The 17,981-nt window shown below is 61.7% G+C and carries 19 protein-coding genes and 1 riboswitch; of the genes, 13 read left to right on the top strand and 6 right to left on the bottom strand.

Annotation, left to right across the window (positions count from 1 at the left end; all coding sequences use genetic code 11):
* Positions 1 to 156 precede the first annotated feature (156 nt).
* Together EEB12_RS29890 and EEB12_RS29885 are read left to right on the top strand one after the other, a co-directional pair.
* Positions 157 to 975: a maleylpyruvate isomerase family mycothiol-dependent enzyme gene (locus EEB12_RS29890; RefSeq protein ID WP_003941328.1), complete on the top strand. Its 819-nt coding sequence runs from the start codon at positions 157 to 159 to the stop codon at positions 973 to 975.
* Positions 976 to 1,009: 34 nt separating this feature from the next.
* On the top strand, positions 1,010 to 1,633 hold the full coding sequence (locus EEB12_RS29885) for a Type 1 glutamine amidotransferase-like domain-containing protein (protein ID WP_083059504.1): 624 nt from the start codon (positions 1,010 to 1,012) through the stop codon (positions 1,631 to 1,633).
* 57 nt (positions 1,634 to 1,690) lie between these two features.
* Here the strand turns inward: EEB12_RS29885 and EEB12_RS29880 are convergent, their stop codons facing one another.
* Positions 1,691 to 2,017 (bottom strand): hypothetical protein, encoded by a 327-nt coding sequence (locus EEB12_RS29880; protein ID WP_003941297.1) that lies wholly within the window; start codon positions 2,015 to 2,017, stop codon positions 1,691 to 1,693.
* 575 nt (positions 2,018 to 2,592) lie between these two features.
* Between EEB12_RS29880 and EEB12_RS29875 the strand changes: the two genes are divergently transcribed.
* Positions 2,593 to 2,862 carry a GNAT family N-acetyltransferase gene (locus EEB12_RS29875; protein ID WP_020908356.1) on the top strand — a complete coding sequence of 90 codons (270 nt, stop codon included), beginning with the start codon at positions 2,593 to 2,595 and terminating at the stop codon, positions 2,860 to 2,862.
* 122 nt (positions 2,863 to 2,984) lie between these two features.
* The gene (locus EEB12_RS29870; RefSeq protein WP_020908357.1) at positions 2,985 to 4,259 is read left to right on the top strand and encodes an MFS transporter; all 1,275 of its coding nucleotides are present in this window, start codon (positions 2,985 to 2,987) and stop codon (positions 4,257 to 4,259) included.
* Here EEB12_RS29870 and EEB12_RS29865 read toward each other — a convergent pair.
* Complete coding sequence (locus EEB12_RS29865) at positions 4,252 to 5,820, bottom strand: carboxylesterase/lipase family protein (RefSeq protein WP_141489189.1); 1,569 nt, start codon at positions 5,818 to 5,820, stop codon at positions 4,252 to 4,254. The genes EEB12_RS29870 and EEB12_RS29865 overlap by 8 nt on opposite strands.
* Positions 5,821 to 5,950: 130 nt before the next feature.
* Positions 5,951 to 6,046, top strand: a riboswitch (TPP riboswitch).
* Here EEB12_RS29865 and EEB12_RS29860 point away from each other — a divergent pair.
* The 7 genes from EEB12_RS29860 to EEB12_RS29830 all read left to right on the top strand — a co-directional run bounded on the left by EEB12_RS29860 (position 6,034) and on the right by EEB12_RS29830 (position 12,460).
* Entirely contained in the window at positions 6,034 to 6,777 is a 744-nt protein-coding gene (locus EEB12_RS29860) for a TenA family protein (RefSeq protein ID WP_141489188.1), read from the top strand. Its footprint overlaps the riboswitch before it by 13 nt.
* Positions 6,777 to 7,805 (top strand): ABC transporter substrate-binding protein, encoded by a 1,029-nt coding sequence (locus EEB12_RS29855; RefSeq protein WP_141489187.1) that lies wholly within the window; start codon positions 6,777 to 6,779, stop codon positions 7,803 to 7,805. Before EEB12_RS29860 ends, EEB12_RS29855 begins: the two co-directional genes overlap by 1 nt.
* Entirely contained in the window at positions 7,783 to 8,586 is an 804-nt protein-coding gene (locus EEB12_RS29850) for an ABC transporter permease (RefSeq protein ID WP_041815060.1), read from the top strand. The genes EEB12_RS29855 and EEB12_RS29850 overlap by 23 nt, the downstream gene beginning before the upstream one ends.
* Positions 8,587 to 8,594: 8 nt before the next feature.
* A complete protein-coding gene (locus EEB12_RS29845) occupies positions 8,595 to 9,389 on the top strand; it encodes an ABC transporter ATP-binding protein (RefSeq protein ID WP_141489208.1) in 795 nt (264 codons plus the stop codon).
* A 306-nt stretch (positions 9,390 to 9,695) separates the two neighbouring features.
* Positions 9,696 to 10,253, top strand: a complete 558-nt coding sequence (locus tag EEB12_RS29840; protein WP_020908363.1) for a LysM peptidoglycan-binding domain-containing protein — start codon at positions 9,696 to 9,698, stop codon at positions 10,251 to 10,253.
* Between the two features lie 165 nt (positions 10,254 to 10,418).
* Positions 10,419 to 10,901 (top strand): hypothetical protein, encoded by a 483-nt coding sequence (locus tag EEB12_RS29835; protein ID WP_141489186.1) that lies wholly within the window; start codon positions 10,419 to 10,421, stop codon positions 10,899 to 10,901.
* A 212-nt stretch (positions 10,902 to 11,113) separates the two neighbouring features.
* Complete coding sequence (locus tag EEB12_RS29830) at positions 11,114 to 12,460, top strand: T3SS (YopN, CesT) and YbjN peptide-binding chaperone 1 (protein WP_070385708.1); 1,347 nt, start codon at positions 11,114 to 11,116, stop codon at positions 12,458 to 12,460.
* A gap of 20 nt (positions 12,461 to 12,480) precedes the next feature.
* Here EEB12_RS29830 and EEB12_RS29825 read toward each other — a convergent pair whose 3' ends face one another.
* The 3 genes from EEB12_RS29825 to EEB12_RS29815 form a co-directional block, all read right to left on the bottom strand.
* Positions 12,481 to 13,848 carry an acetamidase/formamidase family protein gene (locus EEB12_RS29825; RefSeq protein ID WP_141489185.1) on the bottom strand — a complete coding sequence of 456 codons (1,368 nt, stop codon included), beginning with the start codon at positions 13,846 to 13,848 and terminating at the stop codon, positions 12,481 to 12,483.
* Positions 13,849 to 13,961: 113 nt separating this feature from the next.
* Positions 13,962 to 15,080, bottom strand: a complete 1,119-nt coding sequence (locus EEB12_RS29820) for a methyltransferase (RefSeq protein ID WP_141489184.1) — start codon at positions 15,078 to 15,080, stop codon at positions 13,962 to 13,964.
* A 129-nt stretch (positions 15,081 to 15,209) separates the two neighbouring features.
* Positions 15,210 to 16,325 carry a Glu/Leu/Phe/Val family dehydrogenase gene (locus EEB12_RS29815; protein ID WP_007726076.1) on the bottom strand — a complete coding sequence of 372 codons (1,116 nt, stop codon included), beginning with the start codon at positions 16,323 to 16,325 and terminating at the stop codon, positions 15,210 to 15,212.
* A 219-nt stretch (positions 16,326 to 16,544) separates the two neighbouring features.
* Here EEB12_RS29815 and EEB12_RS29810 point away from each other — a divergent pair, with 219 nt between their 5' ends.
* Both EEB12_RS29810 and EEB12_RS29805 read left to right on the top strand, forming a co-directional pair.
* Entirely contained in the window at positions 16,545 to 17,057 is a 513-nt protein-coding gene (locus EEB12_RS29810) for an Lrp/AsnC family transcriptional regulator (protein WP_003941343.1), read from the top strand.
* A 46-nt stretch (positions 17,058 to 17,103) separates the two neighbouring features.
* The gene (locus EEB12_RS29805) at positions 17,104 to 17,565 is read left to right on the top strand and encodes a 6,7-dimethyl-8-ribityllumazine synthase (protein WP_007726074.1); all 462 of its coding nucleotides are present in this window, start codon (positions 17,104 to 17,106) and stop codon (positions 17,563 to 17,565) included.
* A gap of 56 nt (positions 17,566 to 17,621) precedes the next feature.
* Here EEB12_RS29805 and EEB12_RS29800 read toward each other — a convergent pair whose 3' ends face one another.
* The gene (locus EEB12_RS29800; RefSeq protein WP_240952927.1) at positions 17,622 to 17,828 is read right to left on the bottom strand and encodes a hypothetical protein; all 207 of its coding nucleotides are present in this window, start codon (positions 17,826 to 17,828) and stop codon (positions 17,622 to 17,624) included.
* Positions 17,829 to 17,981: the final 153 nt, after the last annotated feature.

The following is a 17,981-nucleotide window of genomic DNA, read 5'->3' as shown; positions in this document are numbered from 1 at the left end:
AGCCTGCTTCGGCGTCGACAATCCTGGTCTACCACAGGAACTCTGCCTCCCTCGGAGGTTTGACGACACCGACTCGAAGCATGGGAATGCCCGCTCACTTATCCGCCGGGACATACAGTGAGGAGAACCGCACCGTCCGAAACAGGAGATGTCCACATGAGTGGTTGGCCCCAGGACTCAGTAGTCGACGCATTGACCGAGGAATGGAGAGTCATCGACGCACTGCTGGCCGAACTCGACGGCGATCAGTGGTTGGCACCGTCGAACCTTCCGGGGTGGACGGTTCACGACATCGTGTCCCATCTGATCGGTACGGAATCACTGCTCTCGGGCATCAATCCGCCGTCGATCAATCTGGACGTGCACGCATTGCCCCACGTCCACAACGAGATTGCGGCGTTCAACGAGCGCTGGGTCGAAGGCCTGCGGCGGACACCGCACTCGGACCTGCTGACCCGATATCGCGAGATCACCGCCGAACGAACCGAAGCGCTGCGCTCGATGACCAGCGCGGACTGGGACGCCGAGACACAAACACCGGTCGGTCTTGCGCCCTATGGCCGGTTCATGCGTATTCGGACCTTCGACTGTTGGATGCACGAACTCGACATCAGAGATGCAGTTGGCATTCCGGGTGAGGAAGGCGGATTGCGCGCGGAGACTGCATTCGGCGAAATCACCAGCGCGCTCGGATTTGTCGTCGGAAAACGAGGAAAGGCGCCAGAGGGAGCACGGATCACTTTCGAACTCGAAGGGCCACTTGCCCGTTCACTTCACGTCTCGGTCGACGCGCGAGCAACACTCGTCCCGGAGTTGGACGGTCCGGCGACCACGACCATCTCGATGAGCTCACCGCTCTTCACCCGAATTGCCGGTGGCCGCGTCCACGCTTCGGATCACCGAACCGACATCTCGCTTCGCGGTGACACCACGGTGGGCACACGCGTCGTCGACAATCTGGCGTTCACGATTTGAGGGCTGGGTGGGTACGTCGCGAAGGTACTGAGAAGTGAAACTGTTTCTCTCGTCCTACCGATTCGGCGACCACCGCGAGGCCTTTGTCGATCTCGTAGGCCGCGGCGCTCGCATCGCAGTCATCGCCGCGGCTGCAGATTCGTGGCCCGTCAATGCCCGCAGTTCAGCAGTCACCAGCGAACTGACTCCACTACGGGCAGCCGGCTTCACCGCAGAGGAAGTGGATGTCCGAGACTTCCTGGGTGCACCGGAAGCACTGGAACTCCGGCTCCGCGATTTCGACTGCCTGTGGGTTCGCGGCGGAAACACGTTCGTCCTGCGAGCTCAGCTAGCTCGAAGTGGCGCTGACCGGGTCATCGAGATGCTGGTTCGTTCAGGCGTCGTGGCCTATGCGGGATACAGCGCCGGAGCGTGCCTGGCGACTCCGACTCTGATCGGGCTGGACGCGTCGGACGACCCCGCTGAAGTCATGCCAACGTGCGGTATCGACCCGATCTGGTCCGGGCTCGCGCTGATCGACTTCGCGATAGTGCCGCACGGCGGCGATTCGCTACTCGAAGATCCACAGGTGACTGCGCGGACGGTTGCGACCCTGACCACGGCGGGCGTGCAATTCACCGTGCTCACCGATTACGAGGTGATACTCGTCGACCGTTGATGTAACGCAGACGGTTGATCTTGACGCAGACTGAGCAGTCGACTCGGCCCGACCGGATCAGCCGTGCTCTGCCACCGCGGTTCCGGCTGCCGGCGACTGACGCTCGAGCCTCGTCCACGCGATCTCCCAGCGCTTGACAGAGACCTCGTCAGCGTCCTCGAGAAGGGCGTCGAGGAGCAGGCGTGGATTTTCGCGCCATGCCAGTTCAGCGGCATGAACTTCCGCAGCCGAGAACAACCCGGAAGCCTCGAGATCACGAATCCATTCGCAGATCTCGCCTCGGTGAATCCGTGCGATGGTCTCGTATCCCAGACCTTCGTCAAGGAAGTCGTACGAAAAAATTGCGGCAAAGTAACTGTTCGACTCACGCTGCCCGAAAATCATGTGCGTTCCTTCCTCGAAGTTGTCCGACGAAGACTCGAAATCGAACCGTTGAGCAGCGACGCCAAAGTTTTTTTGGCGAAGTTGTAACGCTTCTTCTATCCCCGACGATTCAAACGCTAACCCCCCGAGAGGGTCTTTGGGATCACGTCCGAGAAACGATCTGATGACCAACGCAATACCCCTGGGGTTTCCGCCCGCTCGCACCCATCATCGACACGCAACCAGCGCGCCGCTGACCTGCAATTTGCCCGTTTCAGGCCCTCCACTTAATCCATCCGAACAGACGACAAAAAACTTTGTGACCGGTCCCACATATTGGGATGTTTACGATCGTGATGCATATGTATCACCCGTTGTGGGCACAAAAGTACGGGCAAATCGGCACGTACAGACCAGTTTTGTTCGTTCTCCATGGCGACGAAGGTCCCTTGAACGGTCGTCCAGTTGTAGTTGCGCTAAGTAACGGAACTCACGCCGGCAAGCGATATTGCGGACCGCCTGCCAGGTAGCGTGGCTCCACAGAACGCAGACGCGGCGCGCCGCAACCGGCCGCCCTTTCGAAACGGAGCCCGAAGATGACCGAGACAGTGGCGCACAACTCCGCGGAAACGCGCTTCGAGATCCGTGTCGACGGCGAACTGGCCGGTTTTGCCGAGTACTCGGACCATTCCGGTGTCCGTGATTTCCACCACACGGTGACGTACCCACAGTTTCGCGGGCGCGGGCTTGCCGCCATCGTGGTGAGGGAAGCGCTCGATCAGACCCGGAACGAGGGATTGAAGATCCTTCCGACGTGCTCGTACGTCGAGAAGTTTGTTGCAGAGAACCCCGTTTACCAGGCATAACCGAACGCGGACGGTCCACGAAAAATCACTCGCGGACCTGCAACCCCCGCTGCTAGCGTCGATGGTGCCGTCGTCGAAACTCTCGAAATCCTGGTCGGCACCATCTCGGGGAAGGAAAGAACGTGGTCGCCTCAGCAGATCGGCGCCCACCTGCATCCGAGGACGTAGTTACCCCCAGCTATCTCCCTCTCGTCCTCGTCAATCTCGCGACGCTGTTCTCGGCGATCGGCAACGGTATCGCCATCGTCGTACTCCCCTGGCTTGTTCTCGAACGAACCGGCAGGGCTACCGACGCGGCGATAGTTGCTGGCGCAGCAGCCATTCCGTTACTCGTGTCGAGCCTGTTCTCGGGGACATTCGTCGACAAATTCGGACGCCGTCGAACGTCGATGATTTCCGACGCTCTTTCGGCGATGTCCGTAGCGGCGATCCCGATCATCGCGGCCACCGCGGGCTTGACGATCCCGGTGATCGCGGCGTTGGCCGCGCTCGGTGCGGTGTTCGACCCCGCCGGAATGGCGGCGAGGGAGTCCATGCTGCCTGCAGCAACTCGGACAGCCAAGTGGAAGCTCGATCGCACCAACAGCGTGTACGAGGCCAATTTCAACGTCGCATATCTGATCGGCCCTGGCATCGGCGGTGTCCTGATCGCAACGATCGGGGCGGTGAACACGCTCTGGGTGACGGCGGCTGGTTTTGTGTTCTCGATCGTCGTGGTTGCCTTCATCCGCCTTCCTGGCGCCGGAGTCCCCGAACACGAACATCGTCCGAAATCGATCTGGCACGGCACACTCGACGGTCTTCGGTTCGTCTGGAACAACAAACTGCTGCGCACTCTGGCGCTGATCGACATGGCCGTCGTCGCGCTCTACATGCCGGTGGAGAGTGTCGTGTTCCCGGTGTACTTCACAGAGTTGGATCAACCGGCGCAACTCGGATCGGTGCTGATGGCATTGGCGATCGGCGGCATCATCGGCTCTCTCGCCTACGCTCCGCTGGCACCGATCATGTCCCGGCGACTGATCATGATTTTTGCCGTTGCCGTTCTCGGCATAGCGATGCTTGCCATGGCGCTTCTACCTCCGCTGTGGGTGATCCTCGTGCTCGCCGGACTGCAGGGGCTCGTCTACGGACCAGTCGGCCCGATCGCCAACTACGCCATGCAGACGCACAGCCCGGAGCACATGCGCGGACGCGTCGTCGGTGTCATGACGTCGACTGCCTACGCCGCCGGCCCGCTGGGTTACCTCGCGGTCGGCCCTCTGCTCGATCAACTCGGAATCGCGTCGACCTTTGTGGCCCTGTCGATTCCGATCATCCTGATCGCCGCAGTCTGTGCCTCCCTGCCGGTGCTTCGCGAACTGGATCGTCCGCGACACTCGACCGACGTCAGTTGAACCCCATCACGTCGTTTCCCCAGGCGACGCGCAGTCCGTGATCGGGGTCGCTGACGAGGGTGTCAGCCGAGTCGATCAACAGCGTCGACCGCCTCTCTTCCTCGTACGGCGCCCAGTGCTTCGAACCGTCGAGAGCTGCCGGCACGGCATGCCGCGCGAAGGCCAACCATCGCCGTTGAATACGGCCGGCTACCTCCATCGCAGCCTTCCGTCCACCCAGCCAGAACGTGGGGTCGACGTTCAGGGTTCCGAAATTGCCGAATACATAAGGTAATTCGGTCGCGTGGCCCGCACCGATCCGCGCCGCCTTGAGCATCGGCGTCGCGTGATCGAAGCGGTAGACCCATGTAGGGGAATGCCTGCAGTGAGCGTCGGCGATCCACAGAGTCGGCATGCGAAACGCCGCGTCCCGCGACAGTGCCAGCGCGCCACTCGGTTTCGCGTGATCAGGGTAAGCCGACATGATCTCGGCAAGTTTGGTCGCGGAGATGTCGGGGTGATCATCCGCCAGCAGTTGCAGCATGGCCTCGACCGACTGCGCGCTCACCGGCATCAGCGGAGACTTCATGAACTTGAAGATCGACGCCTCGTCCTTGTTGGAACCGATGATCAGTGGGATTCGGTGCGCGTAACCCTTCTGGAAAGCCGCAACCGGGTAGTGCGGCACCAGATCACGATCGACAACGGGTGCCATCGCCAAAGTTCCCGGAATCCGGGTCGGAATTTCGTTGACCAGGTCATCGCTTGCCTTGACGAGCAGTTCCAGATCCGTGGTCAGCAGATCGCCTGCGTCTTCAGGGTCGATCGAAAGCAGTTCGAGAAACCGCTCCGCCACGGTCTTGGCGCGCTCGGCCCCGTAGACGGAGGTCGCGGGAGGACTCTGGGCAATCGCACGATGGAACAGACCTTCGGCGCTCGGACAGGTCATGAGCGTCGTGATGGATCCTGCGCCGGAGGACTCACCGAACACGGTCACCGCACTCGGGTCACCCCCGAAGGCGTCGATGTTGTCTCGAACCCATTCGAGTGCCGCAATCTGGTCTCGCAGACCACAGTTCGATTCGAAAACGGGATCCGCGGTGGAGAATCCAGACAGGTCCAGGAATCCGAGGGCACCGACGCGATAGTTGAAGGAGACGAGAACGACGTCACCGGTTTCAGCCAGATGACGGCCGTCGTAGATCGTTTGGGCGGCGGACCCGAGGCAGTAGGCGCCGCCGTGAATCCACACCATCACCGGTCGCGGCGTGCCATCGGGGCGCGGGGCCCACACGTTGATCGACAAGCAGTCTTCGTCGATTTTGAAGGCCCGGTCGATCGGAACCGCCGGGCTCTGGCCCTGCGGCGCGATCGGCCCGAACTCACGACAGTCGCGCACCCCGTCCCACGGCTCAGCGGGTTGCGGCGCGCGGAATCTCCGTTCACCCACCGGCGCTGCTGCGTAAGGCATGCCCTTCCACGCGAACACTCCGCCATCCGGATACCCGCGGGCTTCTCCGCCGCGGGCACGGATCACCAGAGTTCCGTCCTCGCCGAGATTCGGTCCAACGTCGGTCTCCATGTCTGAATCCCCTCCCGACCCGCGCGTGTGGCAAACAAGACCAAACGTACCAACATAAGGCCGATGTGCGCCGACTACTCAACTGCCAGGTAGGCGCCGACGAAGCAGAGGCTCGGTGTTAAGGTCGCCTAGTTCTGACACGGGGTGCTCCGCATGGGCGGGGCTGAGAACACACCCGGGAACCTGATCAGGTAATGCTGACGAAGGGATGTCATGGCTACTACGCAGCCTGCATACAATTCTGCCGAAAACTCGGTGGCCACAGCGCCGTCGACGGATCGGTTCACCGATCGGCTCTGGGCCGAGACGAAGGTCCTCCGCGAGTCGATCGACTCACTGGAGTTCCTCAAACGCCTCGGCGACGGAACCTTGCCTCTCGACGCGTTCCGCACGTACATCGAGCAGGACAAGCTTTATCTCGAGGGGTATTCGAAAGCGTTGTCCCTGGTCGCGGCCCACGCCCCGGATCCGCAGTCGGCGGGCTTCTGGTCGAATTCCGCGTCCACGGCAGCGACAGTGGAATCTGCGCTTCACGACGGACTTCTCACCGGTGGAATTCTTCCAGCGGGATCGGGAAGGCTCGAGCATTCGCAGGCCTGCCTGGGATACGTCTCGTATCTGACGGCGACTGCGGCAACTGCGCCTTACCCGGTCTCCGCAGCGGCAGCACTCCCCTGCTTCTGGATCTACGCCGAGGTCGGCCGCGATCTTGCCGCTTCAGCGCGCGAGGTACTCGACGCCGATCCGTCGCATCCGTACGCGCAGTGGGTCACGACGTACGACGCACCCGAATTCCACGAGTCGGTGGCGCAGGCCCGCGTACTGGTCGATGCTGCGGCCGAAGCAGCCACCGAGACAGAGCGTGAGGCGATGAGTGAAGCATTCCGCATCGCCAGTCGCTATGAGTTGATGTTCTGGGATTCCGCACTCCACCAGCAGCCTTGGCCGGCGTCGTGATGTCGTTTGCGGCGCTGCGCCGCACACTTGCCACGTCTGCCGCGATCGCAGCCGCATTCACAGTTCTGACCGGATGCGCCGCTGACACCGGCTCTTCCGACGGGACCATTCGGTTCGCACTCGACTGGACCCCGAACACGAACCACACCGGTTTGTACGTTGCACTCCAAGAGGGCTACTTCGAGGACGCCGGTCTGGACGTCTCGATCCTGCCGTACAACAACACCTCGCCCGACACCCTGGTCGACGCCGGCAACGCGGAGTTCGGCATCAGCACACAGAGTCAGGCCACGTTCGCCCGAGCGGCCGGCGCCGCCACGACGTCCGTCATCGCGCCACTTCAGCACCGCGCCACCGGCATCGGCGTGAAGGCGGATCGTGCGGACATCACGCGCCCACGTGATCTCGACGGGAAGACGTACGCCGGGTTCGGCGATCCCGGCGAAGTCGAGACACTGCAGCAGATCATCCGCAACGACGGCGGGACCGGGAACTTCACGACGGTCACGCTCGGTACGTCCGCGTACGAAGCCGTGTACTCGGGCCAGGCCGATTTCACGGTCTCCTACTTTGCGTGGGAAGGCCTCGAAGCGGAGCGAAACGGAACTCCGATGCGGTACTTCCAGTACACCGATTACGGCTTCCCCGATGCGTATTCGATCGTGATCAACGGCAACCAGCAGTGGTTGAAGGACCATCCCGACGAGGCACGCAAGTTCGTCAAGGCCGTTCAACGCGGATATCAGACTGCTGCCGACAACCCGGACCAGGCCGCGCAGGATCTCATCGACGCGAACCCCGGAGCTTTCACCGACGAAGACCTCGTCCGTGACAGTCAGCGGATGCTTGCCGCCGACTACATGAAAGACGCCAACGGCGTCGTCGGTACGCAGAATCTCGAAACCTGGTCGGGTTATTCGGGATTCCTCTTCGAGAACGGATTGCTCGCCGGACCGGACGGGAAGCCGTTGACCCAGAAGCCGGACTGGTCGGAGTACTTCACCAATGAGTATCTCGACGCGTCCTGACGTGAGCGGACGGCTGGTCTCGGCCATGCGACGGGCGCTTCCCGCGCTCGCCGTGGTGGTGCTCCTCGTGGCGGCGTGGCAGATCTACGTCGAGATCAGTGGGATTCGGCCGCAAGTACTTCCGTCTCCGGGGCGCGTTCTGTCCCAGGGGTGGGACAACCGCGAGATCATCTCCGGCCACGCCTGGTCGACATTGCAGGTCACGTTGGTCGGCTTCACTGTTTCACTGGTGTTGGCCTGGATTCTTGCTGTGGTCGTGGACTTTTCGCCGTGGTTGTCACGCGCGCTGGTACCACTTTTTGTCGTCTCGCAGACGCTGCCGATCATCGCCATCGCGCCGCTGATGATCATCTGGTTCGGCTTCGGGTTGTTGCCGAAGGTGTTGGTGATCGCGCTTGCGACGTTCTTCCCCATGACCATCGGACTCATCGAGGGATTTGCCGCGGCCGACCGTGAAGCGGGCGCTCTGCTGCGCAGTATGGGCAGCACTCGCTGGCAGGAGTTCCGATACGTCCGCCTTCCTTCGGCGATTCCGCGATTCTTCACCGCCCTGCGTATCGGTATCACCTACGCGGTCGTGGGCGCGGTGTTCTCCGAATACGTCGGCGCTACTTCCGGTTTGGGCATTTACATGAGCACCCAGAAGAACTCCTTCCGCACCGACCTGGTGTTGGCGGCCGTACTGGTGACCGCGTTGATCAGCGTCACTCTGTACTTGCTGACGTTCGCCATCGAGCGCATCGTTGCACCATGGGCGATGAACGAAAGGTCGCGGACATGACTGACCCGATGGTCGAGGATGCAATGGTCGAAATTCAGGACCTGACCAAGAGGTTCGACACGGCCGGAGATTCGCGTCTCGTGCTCGATTCGGTGTCCTTCCGCGCCGACGCGGGCGAATTCGTGTCGGTGATCGGGCCGAGCGGCTGCGGCAAGAGCACGATCTTCAACGTCCTGGCCGGGCTCGAATCCCCGACCTCGGGTTCGGTCCGTGTGGGCACGCGCGCAACTGAATCCGAAGCAGCCGCCGAGGTGCACACCGCATACATGCCGCAGAAGGATCTTCTGTTCCCTTGGCGCTCGGTACTGGACAACACGGCCCTCGGTTTGGAAGTGCAGGGAGTCGGCAAGAAGGAAGCACGCGAGCGCGCTCGTGAGTTGTTCCCCGCGTTCGGCCTGTCCGGATTCGAGGACGCCCGGCCGTCACAGCTGTCGGGCGGTATGCGCCAGCGAGCGGCGATGCTGCGCACCGTTGTTCAGGGCAAACCTGTCCTGCTGCTCGACGAGCCGTTCGGCGCACTGGACTCGTTGACCCGCACCGAGATGCAGGCTTGGCTGCAAGACGTGTGGCAGCAGTACCGGTGGACCGTGCTGATGATCACCCACGATATTCGTGAAGCGATCTATCTGTCCGACCGCGTGGTCGTTCTGTCTGCGCGTCCGGCAACGGTCAGGTGCGTAGTCGACGTTCCCTTGCCGAGACCACGCGAGCTGGACATGATCACCACGCCCGAGTTCGCCGACGTCGAGCGTGAACTGCTTGCCGTTCTCCACGACGAGACGCGCAAGTCGCTACGCCCCTAGCGGTTACTGAAAATGCAGTAGTTACTGATAATGCGCTGAGAGAGTTTCGAGTTCACCTGGAGTTCAGGAGAATGCGCACCGAAACCTGACGAGGTCACGTACCATGATCCGGCACTTTCACCCAAAACGCCTTAATATCAGCAAGATCCGAACGCTCGACACGCAGTCCGTCAACGCTGCACAATTCTCCGTACTCTTCGGTAACGTACACTCGGTCGCCTACGAGACCAACGGCCAGAAGGTAACTGGACGGTAAAGCGGAATCGTGGAGGCACAGTCATCGCAACAGATTTGGAAAGGGACAGCGTGAGCACACTGCAGTCAGGTCAGAGCCTCGGAGTCGGCCAGGAACTCAAGTCCGACAACGGCGCATACACCCTCACCTTGCAGGACGACGGCAACCTGGTTCTGTCCGAGGGCGGACAGGCTGTTTGGGCCGCAGGCACCAACGGATCCGGCGCCAACCGCGCCGAGGTGCAGGCTGACGGAAACTTCGTCATCTACAAGGACTCCGACGCCGTGTGGGCATCGCAGACCGCAGGCAACGACGGTGCCTCCCTCTCGGTTCAGGACGATCGCAACGTCGTTCTGTCCGCCGGTGGAAATGCTCTGTGGTCTTCGGACACTGCAATCGAGGCTCCGGCCGCCGAGGCTGCCCCGGAGCCCGCTCCGGCACCGGAGCCCGAGCCTGCACCCGCCGCTCCGGCAGCGCAGAGCTACACCGTCGAAAGCGGCGACACCCTGTGGGCAATCGCCGAGCGTTTCTACGGTGACGGCAACCAGTACCAGCGCATCGCGGATGCAAACGGCATCCCGAACCCGGATCTCATCAACGCCGGTCAGGTACTGACGATCCCCGCCTGATTCACTGCTTGACCTGGCCCTGGGTGCCGACGTCCGCGTCGACGCCCGGGGCCTTTTGTGTTCTACGCCACACAGATTCGCGTCCCGCCCAGCAGGCCCTGATACTCCATTGCGGCATCTTTTCGCCTACAGTACTTCCGTACTGCTCCCGAAGGACAGGTGTGCATGAAAGACAGAACAGTCATGATCGGCGCTGTCGCAGTGGCCGCTCTCTCTCTGACATCAGGCCTCGTTTTCGGCGGAGCAGCCGGCGCATTCGGTTCCGGCGGCCCTGTGGTGAAGCCTCCCGCTCTGGTCTCGTCGGTTTCCGTGGAGTCCGTCGCCGGGATCGAACCGGCCGCGTTCTACAGCTCGGTTGCAGTTCCCACGGTTGTCATCCCGCCGACGCCGACCTGGCGAATCGCCGACGAGACGACTGCTCCTCGTAATCAGCCGCTGGTGGTGACCGCGACAAGCACGAGCTCCGCTACGTCCACTACGACTGCAACGAGTACGACAACACCGGTCTCGTCCACGACCACCGCGTCGGCTACCGCGACCTCGTCACCGACCGCGACAGCCACGACCACCAAGACCAGCACCACCCCAGTTGTCACGACCGGGTCCACGCCGCCCGTCATCGAGGTCTCGCCCGTTCTCGCCGGATAGTCCTCGCTCTTTCGCCTGCATACCGCCTGGCGTGACGGCGGTTACAGGCACACTTCAGTCGCCGCTCTCAAATACCCGATCTACCTGCGACAACCTTCCTAGTCGTCACGGTTCGTGGCCCGCTGCAATCCGGTCGACCGGAAAAGGACAGCAGCATTGTCGGGAGCTCGCGATACCGTATAGGTCTGAGCTTTTGCGGAAGGAGGTGGCTGATGAGCGCAATGGGCTTCGATCTCGATGTCAGTGTCGACCGGGCATGGGCAGAATTTCAACGTCGCCTCGGCGATCACATTTCCATCATGGTCGACGGCGACGTGCTTGCCGTGGAATCGTCCACCGGCGACTTCGATCCAGCTGACGGCGCAGCGCCATGCGTTCAGTTCCTCGTGTGGGACGAGAACACAGTCCGCTGCGAGGTTCCTTCCAACGACTTCCTTCATCCGCGCTATCGACTCGAAGATGCCGACGAACAAAAGTTGATCGCACTCGGCTGGAATCCGCCTTCCGAGAATCTCGACGATCCGAACAACTCCCCCGCCTTCTGCGTCGACAAGGCGCAGAACTGGGCCGATCAGCTCGCAGCGATGACTGTCGCTGCGTTCCGTGATGTGTTCGGTGTGCAGCACCCGGCTTTTCTATCCAGCGATCTCACCGGCAACGAGCAGACTCCGGATTTCGATCCGTCGGTTGTCGAGTCGACAGAACTTCCGACACTCGACCCCACCGCGGCCTACATGCCCAACGACGTCGACCACCTCAAGGAGTTGGTCACTCTCGCTTTGCTTCCCATGCTCGGCACGCTTCCCGAGCGGGACAGCGACGGCGACATACCAATTCGGGTCGGTTCGACGGTCATGTTCGTCGGTCCGCTTTCCGAGTCCATGGACGTGCAGTTGTTCTCCCCGCTCGTTCAGGACATCAGCAACCGCACTCGTGCAGCCGAGGTCATCGCCGATCTCAACCGCAAGTGGTCGCGCATCAAGTTCGTCTTGATCGACGACCGTCTGTCGGTGTTCCTCGAGGTGGCGGGCTCACCATTCGTTCCCAAACAACTCACCGATACATGCGCAGCCTTGACGTCGTTCCTGCGTACCGTGGACGACGAGTTCGCCGCACGCGTCGGCGGAGACCTCTTCTTCGCGAACAAGAGCGGTGACTCCTCCTCGCTGCAGCCCGATCTGACGGCCGAGGACCTGCCTCCCGAACTCGAGACCCTGCTGCATCTCGATCTGGACGTGGCCGAGGATCTCGACGCGGTAGCCGATGTCTGCGGGCGCGATCGCGATCTGATTCTTCAGCTCCTCCACATCAGTAACGAATGGCAGATTCAGCTCCGCAGTCAGGCGGTGGACGCCCACAGTCGCGGGGACGCCGAAGAGGCTGCAGGATACGAGGATCAGGTCGGCGGGTGGGAACTCATGGTCGACCGTCTGCGCGGGGCTTTGCGACTGGTGGTCCTGCCCAATTCTCGAACCGAGACGCCGGCAAAGCCGCAACCTGAGCAGATGGGCCTGTTTGCCGATCCCTTGCAACAGAGTCTCTTCGACGATCCGTCCTGACACGACGGATCGCCTTCCCTCTATTCGAAGTGGGATTTGAAGATCTGTCCGTGGACGCCCACGGTTCGATCGACTACCTGCGAGACCGTGAAATCCGCTGCGGCAGAAAGATAGGCGTAGGCCGTCGCTCGATCCATTCCGCGATCATGCTCGAGGAAGTCGAGCGCGTTGACCACCGCGCGCCGCATGGCGCCGTTGAGGTCACTGTTCTGCCCATCGACCGAACCGTTGGGGTCGGACAGGCCGATCGGAATCCAGGCCTCCTCGGTCTCGGCGAACGGGTATCCGAATGCCACCAATGGGGCGTCACCGGAGTTCTTCTTGCACACGCTCAGTCGGAACGTGCCGCGCAGCGATCCTTCCATCGCCGTCAGCGCCGCCTCACCGTCGCCCATGGCCATGTGTGGGTCACCGACGTAGAAGAGGGCGCCTTCAGCGAATACCGGCAAATAGAAGGTTGATCCGACACCGAGATGCCTGATGTCGATGTTTCCGCCGCCCAGGGTCGGAGGAATGGAGTTCGACGACGGGGACGTCGGGTCGGCATCCGAGGAATAGGCAACTCCCATCATTCCCATGAAGGGCCGCAGGGGAAACCGCACCTTCGACTGTCCGAAAGGCATCACGCCCTTGCCGTCTTCGATCGCCGTGAAAGTGGAAACACCGCCGTACTTCAGCGGGTCCTTTGTTGCGCGCCCGTCTGTGGCGACCGGCGGCATGACTTCGTCCAGAGTGATTCCCGCTGGAGCGGTTCCGTCTGCTGTGACGGCGAGAGCGCCCTTGCCGTGTCTGCTCGACACAACGCCGTACGGCACGCGGGGAATGGCTTCGAGAGTCTCGATCTTGAGTACGTCTCCAGGCTGGGCGCCTTCGATGAAGACCGGGCCGGTGACGACGTGCGGTCCGTCCTTGTCGAAGTTTCGTTCGGTTCGGTTGTATTCGGCCGCAACGGCAATCGCATCTTCGAGCACGTCCTTCTCGGAAACGCCTTTGCTACCGAAGTATTCGAGAGGATTGCGCCCTTGATCCTCGAGAATTCCCTCGTGCGAGAGGGCGTCGATCGTGACGGTCTGACCCGACTTCATCCGCATCACCTCGCGGGTGTGGATGTTGGGCACACAACCCCACATGACGTCCGACGGATCCGAACTCAGATAGTGATCGCCACTGACGTTTCCGCTGCCCGGTTGCAGAATCGGCACACCATCGGCGAACGGCAGCGCAGAGGAGGATGATCCAGCCGGCGATGCGTTCGAGTGCGCGCATCCCGAAGCCACACCCGCAACGCCTACTCCCGCACCGAGAGCCGCGACTGCCCTCATGAATCCGCGTCGGCCAAGACCTTTCGCCAGATCTTCGGCTGCGTTGCGGGCAAGAGTGTTTTCCATCGAGATTCCTCCGGAGTGCGTGACGATGTGCGACTGCGAAGAAAGCTAGACCCGATTTGTTACTCGTTCATTACCATTTCATGGCAGGGAAATACCGTTGACTGAGAATGAATTCAGCGACGGCGAAGCCGCCAGAGCGAGGTCGTCTCTCGTGCCCGGGCAGCGTGAAGCGCATCGGTTCGGTCACTGACCTTTGCGTGCGTCGGCTTGACGTCCATGCGATCGACAACAGTGAGCCCACCGGCCGCAATCAGGTCGTGTAGTTCGGATCGCGTTCGGAGACCGAGGTGTTCGGCAATGTCCGAGAGGATCAGCCACGCTTCTCCCCCGTCGTCCAGATGCGCTGCGACACCAGTCAGGAAGCCCTTCAGCATCGCTCCAGCAGGGTCGTAGACGGCGTATTCGATGGGCGAGGTGGCCTTGGCCGGAATCCAGGGAGGATTGCAGACCACCAACGGAGCGGTGCCTTCGGGAAAGAGGTCTGCTTCCACCACATTCACCTGATCGCCGTAGCCAAGCCGCGACAGGTTGGTGCGCGCGCATTGCAATGCCCGGGGGTCCTGGTCGGTGGCCGTCACTGTCTGAACTCCACGCCGCGCCAGGACGGCAGCAAGAACGCCGGTACCTGTTCCGATATCGAAAGCAGATTCCGTCGACGGTAGCGGAGCAGACGCGACAAGATCGACATACTCCCCGCGGACGGGTGAGAACACTCCGAAGGCGGGATGCACTCGTGCGTCGAGAGCCTCGATGAAAACACCTTTGCGGTGCCACTCGTGAGCGCCGATCGCGCCGAGGATGTCACGCAACGAGCGGACCGAAGGCTCACCGGTAATCCCGAAGGCTTCGGTCAACGCTACTTGCGCGTCCGGGGCTCGCCGGAGTGGAATCGACAGATCCGCATCCAAGGGAATGAGCAGCATGCCGAGGATCTGCGCGCGGCGTCCTTGGGTCTGCCGGTGGAGATGGAAGGCTTTGGCTGGGTCGTCGGACGCTCGGCGCGGCTTGCGGTCGATGCGCGACGCGACGGCCTTGGTCAGTTGGCGAGCGTTCTGAAAATCTCCGCGCCACAACAACGCCGTGCCTTCGCAAGCCAAGCGATAGGCGTCGTCGGCCTTCATCGTGTCGTCGGCGACGACAATGCGCTTGGGCACCGGGGCGTTGCTCGTCGAACCCCAACGGGCCGATTGCTCGGCGTCGTTCTCGGTCCACACTGCGAATTGTTCAGTCATGTAAGCCCTTCCGGCGTCCGACGCATAGCGGCCGGTCTACCGGCTGATGTGGTCCAGATCTGCAAAATCTGCTCGTCTGGTGTCCACACTAGTCGGGACCGGCCGCGCTACATGACTGCGAGAGGGATGTCAGCCCTTGGCGACGCGAGCTGCCTCGGCGATCCGAGCCTCGGCGACCGCGTCAGCAGCCTCGCCGGCGAGGATTCCGTCGTTCTTCGACTTCGCGAAGATCTCGGTGACCGTGTCGAAGATCTTCTCGACCTTGAGCTTGACCTCTTCGGCCGAGTTGCCCTTCAGCTCGCCGGCAACCTGGATGAGGCCGCCGCCGTTGGCGACGTAGTCGGGGGTCCAGGTGATGCCGCGGTCGCGGAGGATGTTCTCGACCTCGGGCACGGTGAGCTGGTTATTGGCAGCGCCGCAGACAACCTCGGCCTTGATCGAGCGTGCGGTCGTGTCGGTGAGGGTTGCGCCCATCGCGCACGGTGCGTAGACGTCCAGATCGGCGTCGATGATGCTGTCGACGATGCTCACCTGCGGGAAGTCAGCCTTGACGCGGTCGAGCGCTGCGGCGTTGACGTCGGTCGCCAACACGGTTGCGCCGTCTGCGAGGAGGAGTTTGATCAGCTCGTAGCCGACCTTGCCTGTGCCTTCGACACCAACAGTCTTGCCTGCGAGCGACGGAGTGCCCCAATGCGACTGTGCCGCGGCGCGCATCGACTGGAATACGCCGAGGGCCGTCATCGGAGCGCTGTCGCCGGAACCGCCGACCGTAGCGTTGCGGCCGACGACGAAGTCGGTGTTACGACCGATGATGTCAAGATCGTTGGAGTTGGTTCCGACGTCACCAGCGGTGATGTAGCGGCCGCCGAGGGTCTGGACGAATTTTGCGTAGGCGCCGAGCAATTCATCGGTCTTGGCCGTTGCGGGGTCGCCGATGATGACGGCCTTGCCGCCGCCGAGGTCCACGCCGGCAACCGCAGCCTTGTAGGTCATTCCGCGCGAGAGACGCAAAACGTCTGTGACTGCGGCGGATTCGTCGGAGTACGGGTAGAAGCGCGTTCCGCCGAGCGCGGGGCCGAGCGTCGTGGAGTGGATGGCGACGATGGCCTTGAGGCCGCTCGCGGGATCCTGGAAGAAGCTCACCTGCTCGTGGGGGTAATCGCGCAGGTAGTCGGCGCGATCGAACACGCCCGCAGTGTCGTCATGGGAAACAACAGAGTTCACGGGCTCGGCGGTGAGAGTCATTGTGGGATAGACCTTTCCGAAGGATAAACGGGGTGCAGTCGAAATACTGGGACGAAATGGCCGTTGGGTACTATTGGGGACAAATAACCCAAAGAGAATCCCGCTGAGCAATTCGTGGAACCAATGCTCTGCCTGAGCTACGATTTGGTCAATGCAAATCTCTTGAACTAGTCAATTCGATCATCCAGTGACCCATATCACTGAGGAGAGGTTCACAAAGTGCTCAGCATCGACAAGCTCGACGTCCAGTTGCTCGGACTGCTCAGCAAGGACTCGAGGATGAGTGTGGCCGAGTTGGCCAACTCGTTGGGCGTCGCCCGCAACACCGTCCAGTCGCGAATGAAGCGCATGGAATCCAACGGACTTCTCACCGGGTTTCGGCCGAATCTCAATCTCCCCGAGGTCGGTATCCCGATTCAGGCATTTGTCGGTCTGGAACTCGAGCAGGGCAAGATCAGCGCAGTCGCTCGGAGTCTGACCGAGTTGCCCGAGGTGATCGAAATTCACGCCACAACCGGTCGCGAGGATTTGCTCGTTCGCGTCGCCACCTCGACGCACGCGGCGCTGCAGAAGTTGGCCGAGCAGATCGTGTCACTTCCAGGCGTCACGCATTCGACCACGACCATCGCTCTGACCAATCCCCTTCCGTATCGAATTCAGCCTCTCCTCGAGCACCTCACCAATGACGCCGGATGGGGTCGCTCGACCGCCTTCCCCCGTCAGCAGGACTAGGACGGGTGGTCGCGTCGATGCTTCCAAGTGCGCTAGTTTCATGGTTATGAGTGAGATCCAGGGACAGCGCATCGCGTTCATTCAGGCGACGTGGCATCGCAACATCGTCGACCGTGCACGCGACGGATTCACCGACGCGATCGTCGAGCTCGGCTACCCCAAGGACACGGTTGATTTCTTCGAGGTACCGGGAGCTTTCGAAATCCCGCTGCATGCTCGACGCTTGGCCAAGACCGGCCGCTACCAGGCGATCGTCGCCGCAGGTCTGGTCGTCGACGGCGGAATCTATCGGCATGACTTCGTGGCGACGGCTGTCATCGACGGTCTGATGCGCGTGCAGCTCGACACCGACGTTCCGGTTTTCTCGGTGGTCTTGACGCCGCATCACTTCCACGAGCACGCCGAGCACGTCGACTACTTCAGCACGCATTTCGTGAAGAAGGGCGCCGAGGCTGCGCGCGCGGTCGACGCCACCGTCAAGTCGTTGAAGGCCCTGCCCACCAACTAGTCGTTACCCAAGTCTCGCTGAGTCGAATGCCATCGGCTCAGCGAGATTTTTTGTGTCTATCGAGGGGTCTCGACGCTTGCCAGTGCGGAGGCATTCGAGTCGTCGACTTCGCCGTAGCGGTCGACGCATTGCTGGAAGAAGTCCCGCATCTCGGTGACCACTTGGATGTGGCTGGTCAATGACTTCTCCAACGAATCTTCACCATCCTTAGCTTTCTTGGAGAACTTCTCGGCCAGGTTGATTCCAGATTGGAGCGTTCCCATTCCAGAAACATTCGCAATCACGAACAGATTTCTGCGCATCTGATCGAGTTCGCCAAGAAACCCTTCGCATGCCGCAACCACATCACGTGCGATGTCTGGCTCAACTTCCAGTCGCGAGTCGTCAGACCCATTGCTTCGATCAGACCCACTCAC

Source organism: Rhodococcus sp. WS1 (assembly GCF_003797745.1).
Lineage (GTDB): Bacteria > Actinomycetota > Actinomycetes > Mycobacteriales > Mycobacteriaceae > Rhodococcus_F > Rhodococcus_F erythropolis.
Note: the sequence above shows the minus strand (reverse complement) of the source record. Positions and strands in the feature narration are given on the sequence as shown.